General features: G+C 63.1%; 21 protein-coding genes and 1 tRNA gene. 16 read left to right on the forward strand and 6 right to left on the reverse strand.

Annotation, left to right across the window (positions count from 1 at the left end; genetic code table 11):
• The first annotated feature begins 30 nt into the window (after positions 1–30).
• The 5 genes from ASG84_RS13280 (at position 31) to ASG84_RS13300 (ending at position 4696) form a co-directional block, all read left to right on the forward strand.
• On the forward strand, positions 31–762 hold the full coding sequence (locus ASG84_RS13280) for a DUF1295 domain-containing protein (protein ID WP_235581667.1): 732 nt from the start codon (positions 31–33) through the stop codon (positions 760–762).
• An 86-nt stretch (positions 763–848) separates the two neighbouring features.
• Positions 849–2489 (forward strand): phosphoglucomutase (alpha-D-glucose-1,6-bisphosphate-dependent), encoded by a 1641-nt coding sequence (gene pgm, locus ASG84_RS13285; protein WP_057477525.1) that lies wholly within the window; start codon positions 849–851, stop codon positions 2487–2489.
• 77 nt (positions 2490–2566) lie between these two features.
• Positions 2567–3724: an MFS transporter gene (locus tag ASG84_RS13290; protein WP_057477754.1), complete on the forward strand. Its 1158-nt coding sequence runs from the start codon at positions 2567–2569 to the stop codon at positions 3722–3724.
• 25 nt (positions 3725–3749) lie between these two features.
• Positions 3750–4496, forward strand: coding sequence for a DsbA family protein (locus ASG84_RS13295; protein WP_057477526.1), 747 nt, complete (start codon positions 3750–3752; stop codon positions 4494–4496).
• 127 nt (positions 4497–4623) lie between these two features.
• Positions 4624–4696, forward strand: a tRNA-Ala gene (locus ASG84_RS13300).
• Between the two features lie 84 nt (positions 4697–4780).
• Here ASG84_RS13300 and ASG84_RS13305 read toward each other — a convergent pair.
• On the reverse strand, positions 4781–5125 hold the full coding sequence (locus ASG84_RS13305) for a histone-like nucleoid-structuring protein Lsr2 (RefSeq protein WP_057477755.1): 345 nt from the start codon (positions 5123–5125) through the stop codon (positions 4781–4783).
• Between the two features lie 540 nt (positions 5126–5665).
• Here ASG84_RS13305 and ASG84_RS13310 point away from each other — a divergent pair.
• Together ASG84_RS13310 and ASG84_RS13315 are read left to right on the forward strand one after the other, a co-directional pair.
• Positions 5666–6751: an N-acetylmuramoyl-L-alanine amidase gene (locus ASG84_RS13310; protein ID WP_057477756.1), complete on the forward strand. Its 1086-nt coding sequence runs from the start codon at positions 5666–5668 to the stop codon at positions 6749–6751.
• Positions 6752–6762: 11 nt separating this feature from the next.
• A complete protein-coding gene (locus ASG84_RS13315; RefSeq protein WP_057477527.1) occupies positions 6763–7806 on the forward strand; it encodes a CobW family GTP-binding protein in 1044 nt (347 codons plus the stop codon).
• Between the two features lie 5 nt (positions 7807–7811).
• Here the strand turns inward: ASG84_RS13315 and ASG84_RS13320 are convergent, their stop codons facing one another.
• From ASG84_RS13320 to ASG84_RS13330, 3 genes are read right to left on the reverse strand one after another with little or no spacing between them, the layout of a single operon-like run.
• On the reverse strand, positions 7812–8225 hold the full coding sequence (locus ASG84_RS13320) for a molybdenum cofactor biosynthesis protein MoaE (RefSeq protein WP_057477528.1): 414 nt from the start codon (positions 8223–8225) through the stop codon (positions 7812–7814).
• Entirely contained in the window at positions 8218–9237 is a 1020-nt protein-coding gene (gene moaCB, locus ASG84_RS13325) for a bifunctional molybdenum cofactor biosynthesis protein MoaC/MoaB (RefSeq protein ID WP_057477529.1), read from the reverse strand. The genes ASG84_RS13320 and moaCB overlap by 8 nt, the downstream gene beginning before the upstream one ends.
• Complete coding sequence (locus tag ASG84_RS13330) at positions 9225–10415, reverse strand: molybdopterin molybdotransferase MoeA (RefSeq protein ID WP_057477530.1); 1191 nt, start codon at positions 10413–10415, stop codon at positions 9225–9227. Before ASG84_RS13330 ends, moaCB begins: the two co-directional genes overlap by 13 nt.
• A gap of 186 nt (positions 10416–10601) precedes the next feature.
• Between ASG84_RS13330 and moaA the strand changes: the two genes are divergently transcribed.
• On the forward strand, positions 10602–11657 hold the full coding sequence (moaA, locus tag ASG84_RS13335; RefSeq protein ID WP_156399523.1) for a GTP 3',8-cyclase MoaA: 1056 nt from the start codon (positions 10602–10604) through the stop codon (positions 11655–11657).
• A 22-nt stretch (positions 11658–11679) separates the two neighbouring features.
• Positions 11680–11934 (forward strand): MoaD/ThiS family protein, encoded by a 255-nt coding sequence (locus tag ASG84_RS13340; protein ID WP_057477758.1) that lies wholly within the window; start codon positions 11680–11682, stop codon positions 11932–11934.
• 34 nt (positions 11935–11968) lie between these two features.
• Here the strand turns inward: ASG84_RS13340 and nadE are convergent, their stop codons facing one another.
• A complete protein-coding gene (nadE, locus tag ASG84_RS13345; RefSeq protein WP_057477531.1) occupies positions 11969–12814 on the reverse strand; it encodes an ammonia-dependent NAD(+) synthetase in 846 nt (281 codons plus the stop codon).
• A 67-nt stretch (positions 12815–12881) separates the two neighbouring features.
• On the opposite strand from nadE, the gene ASG84_RS13350 reads away from it, so the two are divergent.
• A complete protein-coding gene (locus tag ASG84_RS13350; protein ID WP_057477532.1) occupies positions 12882–13664 on the forward strand; it encodes a fructosamine kinase family protein in 783 nt (260 codons plus the stop codon).
• Between the two features lie 10 nt (positions 13665–13674).
• Here ASG84_RS13350 and ASG84_RS13355 read toward each other — a convergent pair whose 3' ends face one another.
• Positions 13675–14274, reverse strand: a complete 600-nt coding sequence (locus ASG84_RS13355) for a TetR/AcrR family transcriptional regulator (RefSeq protein ID WP_057477533.1) — start codon at positions 14272–14274, stop codon at positions 13675–13677.
• Between the two features lie 104 nt (positions 14275–14378).
• On the opposite strand from ASG84_RS13355, the gene ASG84_RS13360 reads away from it, so the two are divergent.
• The 6 genes from ASG84_RS13360 (at position 14379) to ASG84_RS13385 (ending at position 19632) form a co-directional block, all read left to right on the forward strand.
• A complete protein-coding gene (locus tag ASG84_RS13360) occupies positions 14379–14945 on the forward strand; it encodes an NAD(P)H-dependent oxidoreductase (protein ID WP_057477759.1) in 567 nt (188 codons plus the stop codon).
• A 43-nt stretch (positions 14946–14988) separates the two neighbouring features.
• Entirely contained in the window at positions 14989–15111 is a 123-nt protein-coding gene (gene ykgO, locus ASG84_RS13365; RefSeq protein WP_027496600.1) for a type B 50S ribosomal protein L36, read from the forward strand.
• Positions 15112–15525: 414 nt separating this feature from the next.
• Positions 15526–15759: a redoxin NrdH gene (locus ASG84_RS13370; RefSeq protein WP_032398330.1), complete on the forward strand. Its 234-nt coding sequence runs from the start codon at positions 15526–15528 to the stop codon at positions 15757–15759.
• Positions 15760–15783: 24 nt separating this feature from the next.
• Positions 15784–16245, forward strand: a complete 462-nt coding sequence (gene nrdI, locus ASG84_RS13375) for a class Ib ribonucleoside-diphosphate reductase assembly flavoprotein NrdI (RefSeq protein WP_057477534.1) — start codon at positions 15784–15786, stop codon at positions 16243–16245.
• Positions 16246–16280: 35 nt separating this feature from the next.
• Positions 16281–18446 (forward strand): class 1b ribonucleoside-diphosphate reductase subunit alpha, encoded by a 2166-nt coding sequence (gene nrdE / locus ASG84_RS13380; RefSeq protein ID WP_057477535.1) that lies wholly within the window; start codon positions 16281–16283, stop codon positions 18444–18446.
• Positions 18447–18537: 91 nt separating this feature from the next.
• Complete coding sequence (locus ASG84_RS13385) at positions 18538–19632, forward strand: type IV toxin-antitoxin system AbiEi family antitoxin domain-containing protein (protein ID WP_057477536.1); 1095 nt, start codon at positions 18538–18540, stop codon at positions 19630–19632.
• The last annotated feature ends 47 nt before the right edge of the window (positions 19633–19679 follow it).

Raw genomic sequence — 19679 nt, forward strand, 5'->3', positions numbered from 1 at the left:
CTCGCGAGCCTCGGCGGCACCGCCGTCCTCATGGTCGTCACCGCCCTCATCGGTGCGCGTATCGGACGGCACAACGTCGTGGACGTGACGTGGGGCGGCGGGTTCGTTCTGATCGCGTTGATCTCGGCTGCGACCGGCACCGGTGATGTATGGCGTCGATTGCTGCTGCTGGTGCTCGTCGGTGTGTGGGGACTTCGGCTCGCACTGCACGTCTTTCAGCGCTCACGTGGACACGGTGAGGATCCGCGCTACACCGAACTGCTGTCCAAGGCCACCGGAAACGAAACCCTGTATGCCCTGCGCAAGATCTATCTGACGCAGGCGGCCGCCTTGTGGTTCGTGTCCCTGCCGTTGCAGGTGTCCGCTGTCGCGCACGGATCGGTCGTACCCGTGGTCGTGCTCGGGGTGCTCGTCTGGATTCTCGGATGGACGTTCGAGGCAGTGGGTGATGCGCAATTGAAGGCCTTCAAGGCCGACGCGTCGAACAAGGGCAAGATCATGGATCGTGGTCTGTGGTCCTGGACGCGGCACCCCAACTACTTCGGAGACTCGGCGGTGTGGTGGGGACTGTTCCTCGTGTCGGCGTCGGCGTGGCCCGGGGTGTTCACGATTCTGTCGCCCATCGCGATGACGTACTTCCTGGTGTTCGCCACCGGCGCACGGTTGCTCGAGCGCAGCATGGAAAAGCGTCCGGGATATCGCGAATACCAACAGCGGACCAGCTATTTCCTCCCTCGGCCGCCGAAAGGACCCAGCAAGTAGCTCGCGGGTGGGGTAGCGGCGTTAGGGTTGTCGAGGAGCTCGATCCATCGATCGAGTTCGGTTCGACCACAACGAGGAGGCGCACCGTGGCGCACGAGAGAGCTGGAACCACTGCATTGCCGGAGGATCTGGTGGATCTTTCGCAACTCGTGACGGCGTACTACTCGCGGGTTCCCGACGTGTCGGAGCCGAGCCAGCAGGTGGTGTTCGGTACGTCGGGGCATCGTGGGTCGAGCCTGGATTCGGCGTTCAACGAGGCGCATATCGTGGCGACCACCCAGGCGATCGTGGAGTACCGCGCTGCGCAGGGCATCACCGGGCCGTTGTTCATCGGCAGGGACACCCATGCGTTGTCGGAACCGGCGTGGACGACTGCGCTGGAAGTGTTGGCGGCCAACGATGTAGACGTATTGGTCGACTCGGGGGATCGATACACCCCCACTCCCGCCGTCAGTCATGCCATTCTGCGATACAACGAGTCCGGCCCGGCCGCGAAGGCCGACGGAATAGTGGTGACCCCGTCGCACAACCCGCCCCGGGACGGCGGCTTCAAATACAACCCTCCGCACGGTGGACCCGCCGACAGTGATGCCACGTCGGTCATTGCCGCTCGCGCGAACGAGCTACTGCGCGAGGGTATTTCGGGCATCAAGCGGGTGACTCTCGCTCAGGCGTTCGCGGGGAGCGTGTCGCGGTACGACTTCCTCGGTACCTACGTGGACGATCTGCCGAACGTGCTCGACCTCGATGCCATTCGGGCAGCCGGGGTGCGCATCGGTGCCGACCCGTTGGGCGGCGCAAGCGTCGACTACTGGGACGCCATTGCCGAGCGTCACAACCTGGATCTGACCGTCGTCAATCCGTTGGTGGACGGCACGTTCCGATTCATGACGCTCGACACGGACGGCAAGATCAGGATGGATTGCTCGTCGCCCAATGCGATGGCGTCGCTCATTGCTGCTCGAGACCGATTCGACATCTCGACGGGCAACGATGCCGACTCCGATCGGCACGGCATCGTCACTCCCGACGGTGGCCTGATGAATCCCAATCACTACCTCGCCGTGGCCATCGACTACTTGTTCACTCATCGGCCAGGTTGGTCACCGACGGCGGCGGTGGGCAAAACACTGGTGAGCTCGTCGATGATCGACAGGGTCGTCGCCGGACTCGGCCGTCGGCTCCTGGAGGTGCCCGTCGGATTCAAATGGTTCGTACCCGGCCTACTCACCGGTGAACTCGGGTTCGGCGGTGAGGAGAGCGCCGGCGCGTCGTTCCTTCGGCACGACGGCCGAGTGTGGACCACCGACAAGGACGGAATCACGTTGGCGCTGTTGGCGTCGGAGATCACCGCTGTCACCGGATCGACGCCGTCTCAGCGCTATGCCGAATTCACTGCGAAGTTCGGCGATCCGTCGTATGCCCGCGTCGATGCACCGGCCACCCGGGAGCAGAAAGCGGTTCTCGCCAAGCTCTCGCCGGACCAGATCACCGCCACCGAGCTGGCCGGCGAACCGATCACGGCGACGCTGACCGAGGCTCCGGGCAACGGGGCTGCCCTCGGTGGCCTGAAGGTGACGACGGAGAGCGCCTGGTTCGCTGCGCGCCCGTCCGGAACCGAGGACGTGTACAAGATCTACGCGGAGTCGTTCCAGGGCGCAGACCATCTCGCCCAGGTGCAGGCTGCAGCACGTGAACTGGTGTCGTCCGCACTCGAGAGCTCGTGACCGACTCACCTTCACCCGACCACGACAGTTCCGCTCCCGAGCCGGCGTTCCAACCCGGAGGCAAGCTTCCCCCTGAGATCTGGGTTCTGGTGTCGGCGGCGTTCGTCATCGCGCTCGGATTCGGGATCGTCGCGCCCGCTCTGCCACAGTTCGCGCGGGAATTCGGCGTCGGATACACGGCGGCGTCGGCGGTCATCAGTGCGTTCGCTCTCATGCGGTTGCTGTTCGCCCCTGCCAGTGGCGCTCTGGTGCAGCGGCTCGGCGAGCGACCCGTGTACTTGATCGGACTGCTGATCGTTGCGGTGTCCACCGGTGCGTGCGCTCTGGCCCAGACGTATTGGCAGCTGCTGCTCTTTCGCGGACTCGGCGGCATCGGTTCGACGATGTTCTCGGTGTCGGCACTGGGTTTGCTGATCAGGATCAGTCCTCCGACCAGTCGTGGCCGCATCTCCGGCCTGTATGCGACCGCTTTCCTGCTGGGAACCATCGGCGGTCCGCTCGTCGGCGGCGCGCTCGTGGGATTCGGTCTGCGGGTGCCGTTCGTCATCTACGCAGTGGCTCTCGTGATCGCCGCTGCCGTCGTGTATTTCACCCTGGGTAATTCAGACCTCGTCAAACGGGAGAAGGGCTCGGCACCACCCACGATGTCGTTGCTCGCCGCGCTGCGGATCCCGTCGTATCAGGCGGCGCTGGCGTCGAATTTTGCCAACGGTTGGGCAGTGTTCGGTGTTCGGGTGGCGCTGGTGCCGTTGTTCGTCGTCGAGGCGATGCAGCGATCCGAGGTGTTCGTCGGTGTCGCACTGACCGTGTTCGCCGTGGGAAATGCGTTGGTTCTCACCAGCGCAGGTCGCCTGTCCGATGTGCGCGGACGCAAGCCCTTCATGGTGGGTGGGTTGGCGGTGTGCGGCCTGGGCACCGTCGTGATGGGCTATGTGCACGATCCGGTGTTGTTCCTGGTGGTGTCGTTGATCGCCGGCATCGGATCAGGTCTGATGAGTCCTGCCCAGCAGGCATCGGTCGCTGACGTGATCGGCTCGAAGGCGCGCGGGGGACCCGTGTTGGCGGCCTTCCAGATGGCGTCCGACGTGGGTGCGGTGATCGGCCCGATCGTCGCCGGAATGATCGTGGAGCGCGTCTCGTTCGGTCCGGCTTTCGCCGTGACGGGTGCGCTGCTTCTGGTGGCCGGACTCTGGTGGTCTCGCGTACCCGACACCCTCGAGCGCGAGCGCACCTGACACGCACATCCGTAGTATTCGGTCTGTGAGCCAGAAGAAGACATCGAGCACGAAACACACGCCACAGGCGACGTCCAACACGATGACCTATGTATTGGGCGGTATCGCATTCTTGGTGGTGGTGATAGTCGTCGTGGTCGCGATCATGTGGCAGAGCGGAAGCGATGCCCCACGTAACGACGGTTACGGAACCGTCAAGAATCCCGAGGTCGAATTGTCGTTGCCAGGCGACGGTGTGGTGCAGCTGGCGCGTCCGGGAGCACAGCGTGTCGTCGATGTCTTCGAGGATCCGATGTGCCCCTTCTGCGGTGACCTCGAAGTGAAGCACGGCCAGGAGTTGGCTCAGAAAATCGACGACGGCATCGTCGCGGTGAAATACCACCTGGTCAATTTTCTCGATGCGCAATCGGCCTCGGGTGACTATTCGACGCGGGCCGTGGCCGCGTCGCACTGCGTGGCGGCGACGGAGAACGCTCGGGTCTACTCCGCTTTTCACAGCGGATTGTTCGACCCCGAATTCCGCCCGGAAGAAGGTGCAGACTCGGACAGAACCGATGCAGAACTGGCGGACCTCGCTCGGTCCTCGGGTGCGAGTGACCTGGCGGTCGAATGCATCGTCAGTGGCGCGCAACGAGATGCTGCGGTAGCGGATGCGAACACTGGACGCGACGCGCTCGCGGCGTCGGGAGCGCGGGGGACACCGGGTGTGCTGGTCGACGGACAGGTGGTAGACGCACTGGGGGACTCGGAATGGCTGGCCTCGATCAATTGATCCACTGCCGTGTGTGCGGCCGTCGGTCGAGTTCTCGGTACCGGCCGGACCAGGTGATTTGTTGCTGCTGCGACCGATGGTGTAACTTCGTTCGAGCAACCGCATGAGCGGTTGCATGCAGTAACTCGGGGCTATGGCGCAGCTGGTAGCGCACCACACTGGCAGTGTGGGGGTCAGGGGTTCGAGTCCCCTTAGCTCCACCGAGATAGTCTGTTCCTAACAAGAAAAAGCGCCGCTCTCGAGCGGCGCTTTTTCTCGTTTCGTTGCTGTACGTCAGCGGTGACTCAGTGGGCTGCGTCGAAGGCCTGCTCGACCTCGGCGGGGATTCTGCCCCGCGCGGAGATATTGTGGCCGTTCGCCTTCGCCCATTCTCTGATGGCTTTGGTTTGATTGGCATCGCGCTTGGCGCCGGCTGCAGAGGTAGTCGACTTCTTGGTCCGCTTTCCACCGACCTTGGTGGAGTGTTCGATGTAATAGTCGAGCTTGCGGTGAAATTCCTTGGCGTTCTTGTCGCTCAGGTCGATTTCGTAGGTGACTCCGTTGACCGAATAGGTTATGTGTTCGCCACCGGATTCGATCGGTTTTTCGTCGATGTCGTCGACTAATTGCACATAGACTTTTCTGGCCATGCTGAAGCTCTCCAATGGTGCAGGGGATGATGCGGGGATGTCCAGATCGAACTGAACCGACTATACGGCCGAGCAATGTGTTTATCCATGCAGGCCTGGGAATTGTTACTCGATTCGCAGAATTGTTGGGAATCGGATCCGGCGGTCGTCGAAACGTAAGGGTGCGCGCGAGTGCATTGTTCCGGCGCGATGTCGCTGCTTATCGAAATCGACGACCGACCGGCCGAAGCGCAGACAATTTTCCATCCTCGGGTCGGTTCGCGGTGGTCGAAGTGGGGAGACGGCGCGCGGTTGCTCGAAGCCGCCCGTGCGTCTGCAACAGATCGATTACGGAACGCATTCTTTTCACTAACGAAAGATGATTCACGGCGCGTCGAGGGCAACATCTGGTTCACTCGAGGCGCAAGTGTCTGCTGTTTCGCGTGTGTCCCGTGTTGTCGGCGACCCACTGCCAACAGCGCAACCGAAGGGCCGAGAGGGGAGTAGCGCCACCTGTCACTCCGGTGCGCTCGACAGCATATGAAATCTGCACGAATCACCATGTCGGCAACAACAGCGCTGATGTGCGCGGGAATCCTCGGTGCGGGCCTGATCGGCGCTGCTCCAGCAACAGCTGCTCCGTCCGCCACGACTCCGTCGACGACCGGTAACGAGTTGTCGGGCAAGACGGTTTTTCTCGACCCGGGTCACCAGGGCACCGCACATTCGCAGAACCTGCAGCGCCAGGTGGACGACGGCCGAGGCGGGACGAAGGATTGCCAGACCACCGGAATGACCACCGTGGACGGCGTCCCCGAACACACGATCAACTGGAAGGTCAGCGAACTCGTTCGGTCCAGTCTGGAGAGCCTGGGTGCAACGGTGAAGACCAGCCGTGCCGACGACTCCGGGTGGGGCGGATGCGTCGACGACAGAGCGCGTGCGGCGAGCGAGTCCGGAGCCGACGTCGCCGTGAGTATTCATGCCGACTCCACGAGCACGGCGACCGATGCCGATAAACACGGATTCCACCTGATCGTGCCGACGTTGCCGATTCCGAACGCAGCGGCCGACGCGGCCCAGTCCGAAGGAGGACGGTCGGCGTCGACGCTGATGCGCGACTCGTACGTTCGGGCCGGGTTCGAGCCGGCCAACTACGCAGGCGTGGACGAGGGAATTCAGGAGCGCTCGGATGTGGCCGGGCCGGCACTGACCACCGTCCCGTTGGTATTCGTCGAAATGGGCAACGGATCCAACCCCGACGACGCAGCCCTTCTCGAAGGTGCCGACGGTCAGTTGAAGCATGCGATCGCAATCTCGACCGGAATAATCGACTACCTGCTCGGTGCCGAGACTGCGTCCGCGCCGGCCGCGGCGACTACGACCACCCCGACGACGACGGCTGCCGCCCCTGCGGCGAAGATGACCGACACTGCTGCGCCCAGCGAGTCCTCGGCTACCGGAACGGGGAGCATCGGAGCGCCGACGGCAGGCCGCAGTGCGCTCTCGCGATTGCTCGACAGCGTCTCTCCGTACGTCCAGACGTTCGGAGTGGACGGATTGAAAGGGCTCGCCACCCCGGAGAACGTCAGCAGTGTGTCCACCTTCGCGCAAGGCCTGCTGAAACAGATTCTTGCTGCCCGGTAGTCTCGGACGCCGTGACGCGTCGAAAAATACCGGTGGTGATAGTCGCGGGCTTCCTCGGCGCGGGCAAGACGACTCTGCTCAATCACCTGCTGCGCAACGATGCCGGAATCCGAATCGGCGTCGTGGTCAACGATTTCGGAGCGATCAACATCGACTCCATGCTCGTCGCAGGGCAGGTCGACTCGATGGTCTCCCTCGGCAATGGATGCATCTGTTGCGCGGTGGACATCAGCGACATGGATGCGATGTTCGACGCCCTCGCGCAGCGACGTTCGGCGATCGACGTCATCGTGGTGGAAGCCAGTGGCCTCGCCGAACCCCGCAATCTGATCCGAATGGTCCGAGGTAGCGAGAACGAATTCATCGTCTACGGCGGGCTCGTAGCAGTTGTCGATGCGGTGGAATTTCCACAGACTCGCGTCCTGCATCCCGAGATCGACCAGCACGTGCAGTTGGCCGATCTGGTGGTGTTGAACAAGTCGGACGCAGTCTCGGAGTCCGGCCGCTCCGCAGTCGTGTCCACCGTGCGGTCCATCGTGGGGGACGTCCCCGTCGTCCCCGTCGCGTTCGGCCGAGTGGATCCGCTGCTGCTGTTCGACCGTCGAGACGACCTGTCGGTCGAGTCGACGCTCCCCGTTCAGTTGTCGTTCGACGAGCTCCTACGTGAAAACCACAGTGACCACGACCACGAGCACCACCTGCACGCCCAGTATTCTCACACCGAGTTCGTCAGCCCCGATCCCATCGAACCACGACGACTGATCGAGTTTCTGGAGAATCCCACCGGAAATCTCTACCGCATCAAAGGGTTCGTGCACTTCGCCGTGGCGGGCTATCCGCAGAAGTTCATCGTGCACACCGTCGGCCGACACATTCGGTTCGAGGCGACCTCGTGGGCGCGGGGTGAGACCGAACAGACGTCATTGGTGCTGATCGGTACAGACCTCGATGCAGAGGCCATAGAGAAACGACTGCGAGCATGCGTGCGGGAGCAATCCGAGCAGTGCGATGCGTCCTCGATGCTCCCCGTACACAGATACCTGGACGCTGGGTAGAACTCCTACAGTCCGACCCATTCGGTGCGTCCGCCCTCGAATCCCTGCCGTTTCCAGATCGGGACCTCGGCCTTGATGCGTTCGACCAATCGTGCGCAGGCCTCGAAGGCCTCGGCCCGATGGGCGGATCCGACGGCTGCCACCAGTGCGAGGTCTCCGACGCGCAAGTCTCCGACGCGATGTACCGCAGCGACCTCGAGGCCGGTCTCGGCGGAGACCTCGGAGCAGCATCGGTTCAAGAAGCGTTCCGCGTCTGGATGCGCACGGTATTCGAGCGTTTCCACCGCCTGGCCGCCATCGTGGTTCCGAACTATTCCGCTGAACAGAACCACGGCACCGTGGCGTGAATCCTGTACGGCTGCTTCCACTTCGGCGGTGCTCAACGGTTCACTGGAAATTCGTGCGACGAGTTCACTCATCGTGGGGTCCTCCTCCGGCGATCTGGGCCAAGACATGGTCGAGTAGTGGATCGAGAACTGCGAGACCGTCCTTGACGCCGCCCGGCGAGCCCGGCAGATTGACCGTCAGCGTGCGGCCGATCAGTCCCGAAACCCCTCGGCTGAGGACCGCGTGCGGCGTTGCGGACGTCCCGCGGGTACGGATGGCGTCGGCGATCCCCGGCATGTCGATGTCGAGGAGAGCGGCAGTTGCCTCGGGAGTCGCATCGGTGGGCGATACGCCGGTGCCTCCAGTGCTGACGATCAACGACGGTTCGCCGCGCAACGCGTCCTGCAGGCCGGCTGCTATGTCGGCGTCGGCGTACACCAGCGGGCCACGAACGGTGAAGCCTCGATCGTTCAACCAGGACGCGATGGTGGGGCCGGTGGTGTCCGGTCGAGTTCCCTTCGCGCCGCCGGTGGAGGCCACCAGCACCACTGCGGATCGTGTGGTGTCGAGCGTCGGGGCAGCGTCGGCGGCGGGAGTGACCGGGACCCCGTCTCGCTGCCAATGACCATGCTTACCACCGTCTTTGGTGATCAATCGGACGCCGTTCATCGTGGCACCCGGGTCGACGGCCTTGACCATGTCGTGCAGCGTGAGACCCGCGACCGCCACCGCGGTCAAGGCCTCCATCTCCACCCCGGTGCGTCCGGTGGTGCGCGCCGTGGCCTCGACCGTGATCGACGAGTCGGTGAAACCGAACGAGATCTTCACCGACGAGAGCGCGAGCTGATGGCACAGCGGGATCAGTTCCGACGTCCGCTTCGCTGCCGAGATTCCCGCGATACGGGCAGTGGCAAGTACATCGGCCTTGGGCATGTCGTCCGCGCGCACGAGCGCGATGACCTCGGCAGTGGTGACGAACTCACCGGCGGCGACGGCCGTGCGCGAAGTCTCCTTCTTGTGCGCCACATCGACCATGCGTGCGCGGCCCTGATCGTCGAGATGAGACAGGTGGGGTCGGGGGGCGTCGGTGGTCACAGTGGCCATACCTCCACGTCGGATCCTGCGGCGAGTTCGGTTGTGTCGGAGTCGATGTCGATCAGAACGTCGGCCCAGGCCAATGCAGCGACCAGATGGGATCCCGGGCCTGCCACGAGCTCCACTCGGCCGTCGTCCCGCACCCGGCCACGGAGAAGCTGTCGGCGGCCCGGCCGCGAGACGATCGATTCGTGCAAGATCGCGGTGCTCGGGAGTATCGGAGAAAGACCGGCTGCTCGCCGAACTATGTTGCGCGCGAACATGATGTACGAGACAACGGTGCTGACGGGGTTGCCGGGAAAGCTGAGCACCGGGGTGCCGTCGAACAGTGTCATGCCCTGCGGTCCGCCCGGCTGCATACGGACCGACCCGAAGGTGCCGCCGAGTGGACCGAGAACGTCCTTGACCACCTCGAAGTCGCCCATCGAGACGCCGCCGGACGTGATGATCAGTTCCGCCGATCGTCTTGCTTCGTCGAGAACCTCGCGAAATCGTGTCGGATCGTCGGAGCTTCGCGCGACGGCAACCACTTCCGCGCCGCTGGCCTGTAGGTGGGCCGCAAGGGTGATGCCGTTCGAGTCGTAGATCTGACCGGGAGTGAGAGTCGATCCGGCCTCGACCAGTTCGGCACCGGTGGTCACGACGGCCACGCGAGGACGCGAGCGCACGGCGACCTCGGCGAAACCGACAGCCGCGAGAACCGAGATGTGCCGGGGTTCGAGTACTCGACCGGCCTCGACGAGAACTGTTCCGACGCGCACGTCGCTTCCCTGTTCACGGACGAATTCGCCTGCGCCGCGGCCGCGTTCGATAGTCACCGAACCTTCCGACGATATCGTCGTGTCCTCGACGGGGACGATGGCGTCGGCCCCGTCGGGAATGGGTGCGCCGGTCATTATCTTCGCCGCGCTACCTGCAGCGAGAACGGCCGATTCCGTGGGCCCTGCGGCGATGATCGTCGAGACCTTCAACGTCACCGGGGTCGTGGCGACGGAACGCGAATCGACTGCGTAGCCATCCATCTGCGAATTTCGGAAGAGCGGTAGATCGACCGGCGACCGCACGTCCTCGAACGAGACCCGTCCCAGAGCCTCGGCCAGGGGGATTCGCTGCGCAGTTCTGGTGCCCAGTGCCGCAAGAAGAGTCTCGACCGCGGCGGCATGCTGCTCGACGGATACGGCGCTCACTGCGCTGGTCCGGTGATCGCGCACTTGTGCTCAGCAGTCATGGGTGCCAATCCTAAGCACGCCGACAATGCCGGCGAGTGTGGGCTGCGGCATACTGGGTAGACACGTCTGCGACAGGCGTGCTCGAGATCGACGAAGGTGAGGTAAGAGGTGACGGTGGACAGTGTCACCTCGCTGGGCATTCCGGTGTTCGGCGGTGCTGCTCCGACAGATCGGTCGCCGCAGGCGAATTTCGTGGCGGATCGGCCGGACGTACCCCATCTGATCGACCGCTTCGGCCGAGTCGCCCGCGACTTGCGTATCTCCATCACCGAGAAGTGCTCGTTGCGGTGCACCTACTGCATGCCGGAGGAAGGGCTTCCGGCCATTCCTGCCGCGAACCTGCTCACGCCGGCCGAGATCGCGCGAGTGGTGTCGGTGTCCGTGCGGCTGCTGGGTATTCGCGACGTGCGGTTCACCGGCGGCGAGCCACTCATGCGCCGCGACCTCGATGAGATTCTGCGGCTGTGCTCCGATGTTGCGGCAGGTGTTCCGCTGTCGATGACCACCAACGCAGTGGGTTTGGAGCATCGGGCCGGGGCACTGGCCGATGCCGGGTTGACCCGGGTCAACGTGTCCCTGGATTCGGTCGACCGCGAGGACTTCGCGCGGCTGACCCGACGCGACCGACTGCCGTCGGTGCTGGCCGGAATCCGAGCGGCGAAGCGAGCAGGCATCGGTCCGGTGAAGGTCAACGCCGTTCTGATGCGCGACACCCTGTCCGGTGCAGTCGATCTACTGCGCTGGTGTCTCGACGAGGGCGTGGCGCTCCGCTTCATCGAGCAGATGCCGCTCGATGCCGACCACGAGTGGGCTCGCGCGAACATGATCGATGCCCAGACATTGCTCGACGAGCTGTCCACCGAGTTCGAGCTGCGTGAAGTCGGACGCGCCGATCCGTCGGCACCGGCCGAGGAGTGGAGCGTCGACGGTACCGACGCGACCGTCGGAATCATCGCCTCGGTGACGCGCTCGTTCTGCGGGGACTGCGACCGCACGAGAGTGACCGCCGAAGGAACCATTCGGTCCTGCCTCTTCAGCGACGACGAAACCGATCTGCGCGCGGCGCTGCGAGGCGGTGCCACCGACGACGAGTTGGCCGCCGTGTGGCGTGGGGCGATGTGGAACAAATGGGCCGGACACGGTATCGACGCCGAAGGCTTCGTTCCACCCACCCGCAGCATGGGAGCGATCGGTGGTTGACGTGCAGTCGAGCGAGGACACCATGCCCTCGGCCGAGGTCGAAGTGCGGTACTTCGCCGCCGCCGTAGACGCATCGGGGTGCGATTCGGAGTACGTCACCGTGCCCTCCGGAGCCACACTCGCCGACGTGCGAGACGTGATCCGGTCGAAGCACGGCGCGAAGATGGACCCGATCCTGCGCGTGTCCGCTTATCTCGTCGGGGACGACCTCACGCGCGATCTGGGGCGTGCGGTCGGCAGCAGAGTCGATGTGTTGCCGCCGTTCGCAGGCGGCTGATCGTCCCGTTCGGCTCTGCGTCCGCTCGCCCGGCTCAGTGGGAGCTCTTCCACCAATCGTCGAACGGCGTCACCGGCACCGCTCGCTTGTGGCGCGTCGCCATGAACATCTTCTCCAGCTTGTCGGCGACGTCGTCGGAGACGTCTTTGCCCTCGAGGTAGTCGTCGATCTGTTCGTACGTCACGCCGAGTGCCTCCTCGTCCGGCAGTGCAGGGCGATCGTCCTCGAGATCTGCGGTGGGGACTTTGCGCCACGTGCTTTCCGGTGCACCAAGTTCACGGAGCAGTGCGGCACCCTGACGCTTGCTCAGGCCGGTGAGTGGAGTCAGGTCGACACCACCGTCGCCGAATTTGGTGAAGAACCCGGTGACGGCCTCGGCAGCGTGGTCGGTGCCGACCACGACGTAGCCGAGTTCTCCGGCGATGGCGTATTGCGCGACCATGCGCTGGCGAGCTTTGATGTTGCCGCGAACGAAATCACGGACCTCGGCGGTTCCCAGGGCCTCTGCCGTGGCGGCCGCCGATGCGTCGGCAGCGGGCTTGATGTTCACCGTCACGGTTCGATCGGGGTCGATGAACCGTAGCGCGATCGACGCGTCGTCCTCGTCGGCCTGCACACCGTAGGGGAGCCGTACGGCGACGAACTCGGCCTCGTGGCCGTCGGCTCGCAGCTCCGTCACGGCTTGCTGGGCGAGCTTGCCGGTGAGTGTGCTGTCCTGTCCGCCACTGATACCGAGTACGAAGCCCGTTGCCGGGGTCGACGAGAGGTAGTCCTTGAGAAAATCCACCCTCCGGCGAACTTCCGTGACCGGATCGATAGTCGATTGCACTGCCAGCTCACGCGTGATGCTCGTGCGCACTTCCGAGTTGATGAATCCCATCAGCTCATACTAATGACGTCGGCAGGTCTGTGGCCGCGCGCACACGCCGTGCGTAGGGTCGGTCTTCGTGAGTGGATCCTCCGATACGTTCGTCAAACGAAACCCGCAGGCTCATCCCGACTTCTTCGCCGCCGAGGCACATGGGCTCCACTGGCTCGGTGAGGCGGGCGCGCCCGTCGCCCGAGTCCTCGGGTTCGGGCCGACACACATCGAACTCGAGCGCTTGATCGCGGCGCATCCGACGGCGCCCGCGGCCAGAAGATTCGGTCGAGTGTTGGCGTACATGCACGGCGGTGGAGCAGCCGGCTTCGGCGCGCCGCCCGTCGGCTCCGACGGTGCACCCTTTCCCGGCCAACTGTTCATCGGGGCTCGTGCCATGAGCAATGCGGTGCACCGGACGTGGGGTGAGTTCTACGCAGCCGAACGGGTACTGCCCTTTCTACGAATCGCCGTCGATGCGGGCACCGTGACGCCGACCGAGGCTGCCACCGTCGAATCGGCGTGCCGACGCGTTGCGGACGGCGATTTCGACGACACGGAGCCGCCCAGCCGAATTCACGGAGATCTGTGGAGCGGCAACGTGTTCTGGACCGAGGCAGGCGTGGTGCTGATCGACCCGGCAGCGCACGGCGGGCACCGTGAGACGGACCTGGCGATGTTGGCGCTCTTCGGGTGCCCCCTGTTGGAGGACATCGTCGACGGGTACGAGACGGTACATCCGCTGGGAGCCGGGTGGCGAGACCGCATTGCACTGCACCAATTGCACCCACTCGCGGTCCACGCAGCGGGGCACGGTCGCTCCTACGGTGTGGCGTTGCACACCGCGGCCACGGCAGTCGAGAAAATCTGAGTCGGGCAAGCTATCGAGCGCGAGTTGCTCTGCGTACCAAGTCTTCCCAGCCGTCGGCCAACCGGTCCATCGGCATTCCGAGATCGCGGTACTGGTGTAGTACCAGGGTGGCTTCGAGTGGTGTGAGCAGCCAGTGCGTCAGCAGTGGAAGATCCCCGTCCACGCCGGCCGCGCGGAGCAGCGACAGGACGTGGGTGAAGTTGACCATGTGTGCGGGGGCCGAGTATCGCGCGTCGGCCGACGTCTCGGCAGCCCGCAACACCTCGCCTTGAACATTGACGAACTCGAGACGAGCCCGGCCGAAAGCAACGAGACGGTCGATCGGATCGGCTCCGGGACCGAGTGGTGGATCGCCGAACATGAACGAGCGCTGCAACTTCTGCTCGGTGTGATCGAGAAGCGCTCGCATCAGCCCGGCGCGGTTGCCGAAACGGCGGAACACGGTGCCTTTGCCCACTCCGGCCTTGGTCGCCACCGCATCCATGGTGATGGCGTCGGCTCCGATGGTTGCCACCAGATCCGCTGCGGCGTCGAGCAACAGTCGACGGTTGCGTGCTGCGTCGCACCGTTCGGAGTCCTCACCCGCAATGGGGAGCATGGGTCCGGTCACGAATGTCAGCGTACCCTGTCGGGAACATAAGTGGACCATGGTCCGTTTGAATGGTATGAATTGACGTGACGATCACGTCATCCGAACTTTCGAAGGAAGATCTCATGTCAGACGCTCACGTACTCGTTCTCGTCGGAAGCCTGCGCGCCGAATCGGTGAACAAGCAGATTGCCGAGACTGCTGTCACCGTGGCACCCGCCGGCGCAGAGATCGTGGTCTACGACGGACTCGGAGATGTCCCCTTCTACAACGAGGATATCGACGTCGAGGGTTCCGTACCGGCTGCGGCGCTCGCTCTGCGAGCTGCTGCCGAGAAGGCCTCGGCCTTGCTGCTGGTCACGCCCGAATACAACGGCACCATTCCTGCCGTGCTGAAGAACGCCATCGATTGGCTCTCGCGCCCCTACGGTGCCGGTGCGATGGTGGGCAAGCCGGTCGTCGTCATCAGCGCATCGCCCAGCGGTAACGGTGCCAAGTGGGCACATGAGGACACGAGCAAGGCCGTGCGTATCGCCGGTGGTTCGGTGCTCGAGGACGTCCAGCTCTCCATCGGCAGCACCATGGACAAGTTCGGCTCGGCTCACCCGAGCGAGAATGCCGAGGTATCCGGAGAGATCGGACACGTGGTGGCCGAGTTGGTCAAGGCATCGAACGAACTCGTGAGCGCCTGACCGCTTGATGGTTTCGATAGTCGTTTTCATGTAGGGTGAGCTCATGAAGGTGAGAAACTCTCTGAAATCGCTCAAGAACAAGCCCGGTGCTCAGGTGGTCCGCCGCCACGGGGTGGTGTTCGTGATCAACAAGAAAGAGCCCCGGTTCAAGGCGCGTCAACGCTGACAGTCGCGCACGCGCTGACAACGGCCCCTCGGATTCGAATCCGAGGGGCCGTTCTCGTGCGCGGGAGGAACGGTTGTCCTAGGGGCTCGTCACTGCCGATGCAGAAATGGGTGGTGACCGATAACACAACCCGACTGTGACCTGCGACACGCCGTAATGACGCGTCGATCCTCTCCCGGCAAGGCCGTGACCAGCGAATACCAAGCATGTTGTTCGCAACATCTCGTGTTGTAGTCAGATGTCGGACACTAGGTGTAGTGTTTGTCCGACCGAGAGGCCACAACTCGAAGAGCCAGCGAAAGCAGGTTCGAGCAGGTCGAAGTCGCCCTGAGCGGGAGATGTTCTCGGTGCCACACGCAGAGCACATCGGTCGCCGTCGGTGCACCCGATGGCGACAACGGAAAGAGGGACACCATGAGCATCACCGTTTACACCAAGCCGGCCTGCGTTCAGTGCAATGCCACCTACCGCGCCCTCGACAAAGCGGGCATCGAGTACTCGGTCATCGATATCTCGCAGGACCCCGAGGCGCGTGACTACGTCATGGCTCTGGGCTACCTGCAGGCTCCCGTCGTCGTGGCCGGAGACGATCACTGGTCCGGCTTCCGTCCGGATCGCATCAAGACCCTCGCAGCGAACGCTGCTTGAACAGAACGAGGAAGTGAGTGAGCGGTGAGTTCGCAACCGCAGTCGTCCCACTCACTGGTGTATTTCTCCAGCGCATCCGAGAACACGCATCGTTTCGTCTCGAAGCTGGATATCCCCGCAACGCGCATTCCGCTTCGTGATCCCGACGGTACGTTCCGAGTCCATGCCCCTTATGTTCTCGTCGTTCCGACCTATGGGGGAGGGACCACCTATGCCGGGCGTGACACCAATTACGTACCCAAGCGTGTGATCAAGTTTCTCAACGACGAGCACAACCGATCGTTGATTCGAGCGGTCATCGCTGCCGGAAATACCAATTTCGGTGATTCGTTCTGCTTTGCCGGAGATGTCATTTCGCAGAAATGTGCGGTTCCGTATCTGTACCGATTCGAGTTGATGGGCACCCCCGAGGACGTAGTGCGAGTCCGCGAGGGACTGGAGGACTTCTGGGAACGTGAAGTTCGCCGCGCGGCCCACACGCACTAGAGCATTACCCACCACATACCAGTAGGAGCATCGCAGTGGCACCGACCATCACCGACGCAGCACCCGCGCCCGCAACGATTCGCGGCGACGGCGACATGGATTACCACGCGCTCAACGCGATGCTCAATCTCTACGGCCCCAACGGCGAGATCCAGTTCGAGAAGGACCGCGAGGCTGCCAATCAGTACTTCCTGCAGCACGTCAACCAGAACACGGTGTTCTTCCACGATCTGGACGAGAAGCTGGACTACCTGGTCGAGGAGAACTATTACGAGCCCGAGGTTCTCGATCAGTACTCGCGAGAGTTCGTCAAGTTCCTCATCAATCACGCGTACTCGAAGAAGTTTCGGTTCCCCACGTTCCTCGGTGCGTTCAAGTACTACACCTCGTACACGCTCAAGACGTTCGACGGCAAGCGCTACCTCGAGCGCTTCGAGGACCGCGTGTGCATGGTCGCGCTCACGCTCGCAGCCGGTGACGAAGCCCTGGCCACCGATCTCGTGGACGAGATCATCGCCGGCCGATTCCAGCCCGCGACGCCCACCTTCCTCAACTCGGGCAAGAAGCAGCGCGGCGAGCCCGTCTCGTGCTTCCTGCTCCGTATCGAAGACAACATGGAGTCGATCGGTCGATCCATCAACTCGGCGTTGCAGCTGTCCAAGCGTGGCGGCGGAGTTGCGTTGCTGCTGAGCAACATTCGCGAAGCAGGTGCGCCGATCAAGCGCATCGAGAATCAGTCGTCCGGTGTCATCCCCATCATGAAGCTGCTCGAGGACTCGTTCTCGTACGCCAACCAGCTCGGGGCACGTCAGGGCGCGGGCGCGGTGTACCTGCACGCGCATCACCCCGACGTCTACAAGTTCCTCGACACCAAGCGTGAGAACGCGGACGAGAAGATCCGAATCAAGACGCTGTCCCTCGGAATCGTCATCCCGGACATCACGTTCGAGCTGGCGAAGAAGAACGAGGACATGTACCTGTTCTCGCCGTACGACGTGGAGCGCATCTACGGAGTGCCGTTCGCCGATATCGACGTCTCCGAGAAGTACTACGAGATGGTCGACGACAAGCGGATTCGTAAGACGAAGATCAAGTCGCGTGAGTTCTTCCAGACTCTCGCCGAGCTGCAATTCGAGTCCGGATACCCGTACATCATGTACGAGGACACCGTCAATCGCGCGAACCCGGTCAAGGGCAAGATCACCCACTCCAACCTGTGCTCGGAGATTCTCCAGGTCTCGACGCCGTCGACGTTCAACGACGACCTCTCGTACAGCCATGTCGGCAAGGACATCTCGTGCAACCTGGGCTCGCTGAACATCGCGAAGACGATGGATTCACCCGACTTCGGTAAGACCATCGCCGTGGCCATCCGCGGTCTGACCGCGGTCTCGGACCAGACCCACATTTTCTCCGTGCCGTCGATCGAGCAGGGCAACAACGACTCTCACGCGATCGGCCTGGGGCAGATGAATCTGCACGGCTACCTCGCCCGCGAGCGCATCCACTACGGGTCGACCGAGGGAATCGATTTCACCAACATCTACTTCTACACGGTGCTGTTCCACGCCATTCAGGCGTCGAACCAGCTGGCGAAGGCGCGCGGCCAGTACTTCAAGGGCTTCCCGGATTCCAAGTATGCGTCGGGGGAGTTCTTCGACAAGTACACCGATCAGGCCTGGGAGCCTGCTACGCCGAAGGTCGCGAAACTGTTCGCCGATTCCGGCGTTGCCATTCCGACTCAGGCCGAGTGGACTGCGTTGAAGGCGTCCGTTCAGGAGTACGGAATTTACAACCAGAACCTGCAGGCCGTTCCGCCGACCGGATCCATCTCGTACATCAACAACTCCACCTCGTCGATTCACCCGGTGGCGTCGAAGATCGAGATTCGCAAGGAAGGCAAGATCGGCCGCGTCTACTACCCGGCACCGTATCTCGACAACGACAACCTGGACTACTACCAGGACGCGTACGAGATCGGGTACGAGAAAATCATCGACACCTATGCTGCCGCAACACAACACGTCGATCAGGGCCTGTCGTTGACGCTGTTCTTCAAGGACACTGCCACCACTCGCGACATCAACCGCGCGCAGATCTACGCATGGCGCAAGGGCATCAAGACGCTGTACTACATCCGTCTGCGTCAGATGGCCCTCGAAGGTACCGAGGTAGAGGGCTGCGTTTCCTGCATGCTGTAGGGCTTTGCCCTCGTGCGCGTTTTGCGTAGCTGGAGGGGCGCAAAACGCGCACGACGGACGCTGTCGTACCCACGGGGCAGGATGCGCGGCCATGGAACATGGTCGGGGGGATGGTCGAGAACTTCAGGTTCTGATCGACACGCAGTGGGGGCTGTTCACGCAGTCGCAGGTTACGCAGTTGGGGTACAGCCGAAATAGGGTCCGCAAACTGGTGGACAGTGGCGCGTGGATCGTTGTTCTGCGCGGCGTCTATTCCATCTTCACCGGACCGTTGACGCGGGATCGGATCCTGATGGCAGCGCTTCTGTACGGAGGTGGGCACGCAATGCTGAGCCACCGGTCCGCAGCCGAAGAGTGGGGATTGCGACAGCCAGATCCCGATTCGGCCGTCCACGTGACTGTGCCGTATGGAAAGTCTGCCTGCAATCAGCGCGCGACGTTGCGCTCTGTTCCTAGGGTCGGAACGAGGCTGGTGGCGGGCATCGGACTACCGCTCCATCCCGGAGTGGTCGTGCACAGATCTCGGGCGCACCGGCACATCGGCATACCAGGGGACATGCCGCGAACGACGTTGGTGGACACTGCCCTCGATCTGGCAGTGTCGGAACCCACGCCGAGCCAGGCCTTCCACAGCTTGGTGTCGTCGGTGACTCAGCGAAGAATCCGATTGACGGACGTTCGGGAGCAGATCGCCGTCCGCAGGCCGTACCGGTATCTGACATCGCTGAGCGAAGCCGTCGCCTTGCTCGCGAACGGCGTTCAGTCCATTCTCGAACTCGAATACGCGATCAACGTCGAAGAGGCTCACGGGCTTCCGACTGCCGAACGGCAGAGCTCGATACAGGTCGACGGTCGAACACTCTATGAGGACGTCCTGTACCGAGTGGGATCTCGCACTTTGACGGTCCGCTTGGACGGTCGCAGGTTCCATTCGATGCAGGAGGTCGCATTCCGCGATCGGCGACGTGACAATGCGGCCGAACTCGAGGGGCGTGCGCGACTGGTTTTCGGGTACGACGAGGTCAGCAGCGATCCGTGCGGCGTTGCAGAAGACGTTGTGCGGGTTCTTCGGCGTGAGGGCTGGGAGGGCGAACTCACGTCGTGCGCGTTGTGCGCCCCTCCAGGTACGCAAAACGCGCACGACACAGATCTTGTGTTAGCTATTGATGTCGGACACAACGGGTAGTGTTCGTGTCAGCGACTTTTCACGTAGCACCGTCCGCAATTCTCGCT

Origin of the sequence: Rhodococcus sp. Leaf278 (assembly GCF_001426085.1) — a bacterium.
In the GTDB taxonomy this organism is placed as follows: Bacteria; Actinomycetota; Actinomycetes; order Mycobacteriales; family Mycobacteriaceae; genus Rhodococcoides.